The sequence below is a fragment of the Borrelia persica No12 genome (genome assembly GCF_000500045.1).
In the GTDB taxonomy this organism is placed as follows: domain Bacteria; phylum Spirochaetota; class Spirochaetia; order Borreliales; family Borreliaceae; genus Borrelia; species Borrelia persica.
The window spans coordinates 1-2,809 of record NZ_AYOT01000089.1; the positions used below are offsets into that span (position 1 = coordinate 1).

General features: G+C 26.3%; 4 protein-coding genes. All 4 read right to left on the reverse strand.

The features are described 5' to 3' along the window. Positions 1 to 403: 403 nt before the first annotated feature. Entirely contained in the window at positions 404 to 985 is a 582-nt protein-coding gene (locus U881_RS0101745; protein WP_024653055.1) for a chromosome replication/partitioning protein, read from the reverse strand. Positions 986 to 1,056: 71 nt separating this feature from the next. After that, complete coding sequence (locus U881_RS0101750; RefSeq protein ID WP_024653056.1) at positions 1,057 to 1,815, reverse strand: ParA family protein; 759 nt, start codon at positions 1,813 to 1,815, stop codon at positions 1,057 to 1,059. After that, positions 1,791 to 2,351, reverse strand: coding sequence for a DUF226 domain-containing protein (locus tag U881_RS0101755; RefSeq protein WP_024653057.1), 561 nt, complete (start codon positions 2,349 to 2,351; stop codon positions 1,791 to 1,793). The genes U881_RS0101750 and U881_RS0101755 overlap by 25 nt, the downstream gene beginning before the upstream one ends. Positions 2,352 to 2,360: 9 nt before the next feature. After that, positions 2,361 to 2,809 (reverse strand): plasmid maintenance protein (locus U881_RS0101760; RefSeq protein WP_024653058.1); only part of this gene is annotated, 449 nt, incomplete at its 5' end.

Consider the following 2,809-nt stretch of genomic DNA (forward strand, 5'->3'; position numbering starts at 1 on the left):
GTAAATTCTGTAGTGACTGAAAAAAATTTATTTCTTTTTGTTCCATTGTCATTTGTTGATTATTAATTTTACCCTCTTGTATATTTGTTTTTGATATACTATTTATATTTTTCATTATAAATACTCCTTTAATGCACATTATAAAATATATAATATAACAAAAAATAATTTTTGTCAATATATGTATAGCATAATCAACATCACAAATATCTAACGCAAAAAATAAGACTATTAATTACAAAATTAGGAAATAAAAAATTTAGACCTTAATTAAATATTCTTTTTATTAAGAACACTTAATCAAGACCTAAAGGCTCATAAGTGTGATCACATTAAAGGTAGCACTTAAAATGAAAGTACCACTAATGTTAAATATTATATATCAAACTTAAGGCAATATCAACTATTTTTTTGACATCCTATACTCTGCTTCATATTTATCTAAAATACTCTTTTCATCTTTAAGCAACTTTTCTAAAAGAAAACTTGTAAATTTAGCTTTTGCCTTGTAATAAATATATGCTTGTTCTGTTCTCAGTTGAAATCTTAAAGGCTTTATAATATTTCTATTAGATCTTTTCAATGTAATACCTTCTTTATTTCTTAAAAATAGCAATGTATTTTGAATACCATTTTCTATTATATAAATTTCTTCAATAAGCCCCTCTTTCAAAGCATTTGCCATACGAACATACTCATAAGCCTGGCTTTTTGCAATTCTATAAGTTCGAGTAAACTCTTCAAAATTATTAAAATTACCATATTTATAATACTGATGCTCTTTTATTTCTCTTAATATTTTCATATTTGCTATTTTATGAATTATCTCTTTGCCAGTATGCAATGCCAATTCACTTACTAAATACTCATATCGTTCTTTTTTTGACTCTTCGGATTCACAATCCTTTATAATCGTGACTTTTTCTTCATTGTCCATGATACGATCTTTTATCTTTATTGCCATATTTCTTATTTTTGAACTCATAATTAGACTCCTCAATTTCTCTAAAAATTAATGAAAATATAAGACACACAAACTATATAATTCTATTCCTTTTATGGAATTACAGATTTTTCCGATAACTGGAAAAATTTTTCAAGCGCTGTTTGATATTCTCTTATATAATCTTTACTTAAATCAAAAATGTTATTTTGTGCTATCCTTCTATTTAAATCCTCTCGTTCTGATATCATCCCTAAAAAGTTACAATCCCTGCTTATAATGTCTAGCAAATATTTATAAGAATTATTTTTCTTAAAATTAGTAACCATTGGAAAGATGGGTACTTGTAATCTTAATCTCTTTAAAGCAAACTCTAAAAGTTGTAAACTCTCGATAGCCCATTTTTGGGCTGCTATTGGCACTATTATATAATTAGTAACAACTAAAACATTTGTTAAAATAATACCCAAACTGGGACTTGTATCAATAATGATATAATCATAAGAATCTACTAACAATTTTAAGCTGTCCTCCAATCTTGTTTCTTTAAAAGGCATATTATCATCATAAAAAAGATACAAATACAAATGACTAGGTAGTAAATTTAAATTATCGTTTATTCTGAAAATTGATAAATTTATATTTATTTTATCAATTAATACTTCATAAATGTTTTTCTCTTTAATATTCACGTCTTGACCTTCTAAAATATCAGAAAAATAACTAGTAACTGATGCTTGAGGATCCATATCTATTAAAAGTACTTTATATTTTTGAGACAATAGTATAGCAAATATGATTGAACTCGTACTTTTGCCAACACCCCCTTTTATCGATGCTAAGGTCATTATTTTTGTTTTTTTGCTATCCATTTTGTTATAAGACCTCCTTTTGGTAATTTTTTACTGTAAAATTCATACACTTTTTCCTCTAAATCAGAGAGTAGTGCTATCAATGACATACAATATTTAGTATTTGACTTTTCTTTTCTAAGTAAATAAGAAATTCCTGTTATATAACAAAATACACTTCCTGTTTTAAATCTAAACTCTATGTAATAGACTTTTGAAAATGTGGATGCTTTCATAATTCCGTTTTCTTCATACCTTGTTACAATATTTTTGATTGGCTTCCTATGTCCATAAAATATTCCTAAAAATTTATCATTGTCTCTTAAAGCAAACAAATAAAACGAACTTATTTTTTCTTTATTAAACAATTCTCTGAATGAAATAAAAAATCTGTGCTTTTGATTTTTGCTGGCTCTAAATATATATAAATCTTTCATAATTTTTGTATGGTATGTTTTTTTTTGGTCTCTTACTTCTATTTTAACAAAGATAGTTTTGTCTTCTTTTTTTTTGATTTCTATTTTTTTTTCTTTAAGGCGTTCTAATACACTCTCCATTAATTACCCTCAAGTTACGATTTTCTCACTCTCTCTTATTTTTAAATATCCTTTTTCTTCTATTATTTCGAAGATTTCGTTGTAATAATGGTTGTTAAATGTTTTTTTATAGTCCAATGTTTCTTGTTTGCTCAAATACTCCCTAAGTATTGGGAACAAAATTGCTCTATCCACTTTCCTAGAAAATTGATCTACTAGTATGCTAAATATGTTGATCTCAAGATTCTTCTTTTCTGCTTCTTCATCCTTTACCTGTGGTACCGTTTTTTTAAGTTTCCCAATGGCTTTTTTTAAGTCCGGGTACTTTTTATTCTCGATTATAAAATGGGGCTTTTCTTTGTATTTCTCGCTTATCTCAGACATTCGTATTTTAAGTTCAGATTTATCATAACCCTGTTTCTCCAATTTCAACATCGCATTTTCAAGTATCTTATCCATCTCTTCTCGTCTCAAAACTA

Excerpts from the sequence above, each read along its gene's own strand:
- U881_RS0101750 (WP_024653056.1), bottom strand. The coding sequence starts at position 1,815 with ATGGATAGCAAAAAAACAAAAATAATGACCTTAGCATCGATAAAAGGG.
- U881_RS0101745 (WP_024653055.1), bottom strand. The coding sequence starts at position 985 with ATGAGTTCAAAAATAAGAAATATGGCAATAAAGATAAAAGATCGTATC.
- U881_RS0101755 (WP_024653057.1), bottom strand. The coding sequence starts at position 2,351 with ATGGAGAGTGTATTAGAACGCCTTAAAGAAAAAAAAATAGAAATCAAA.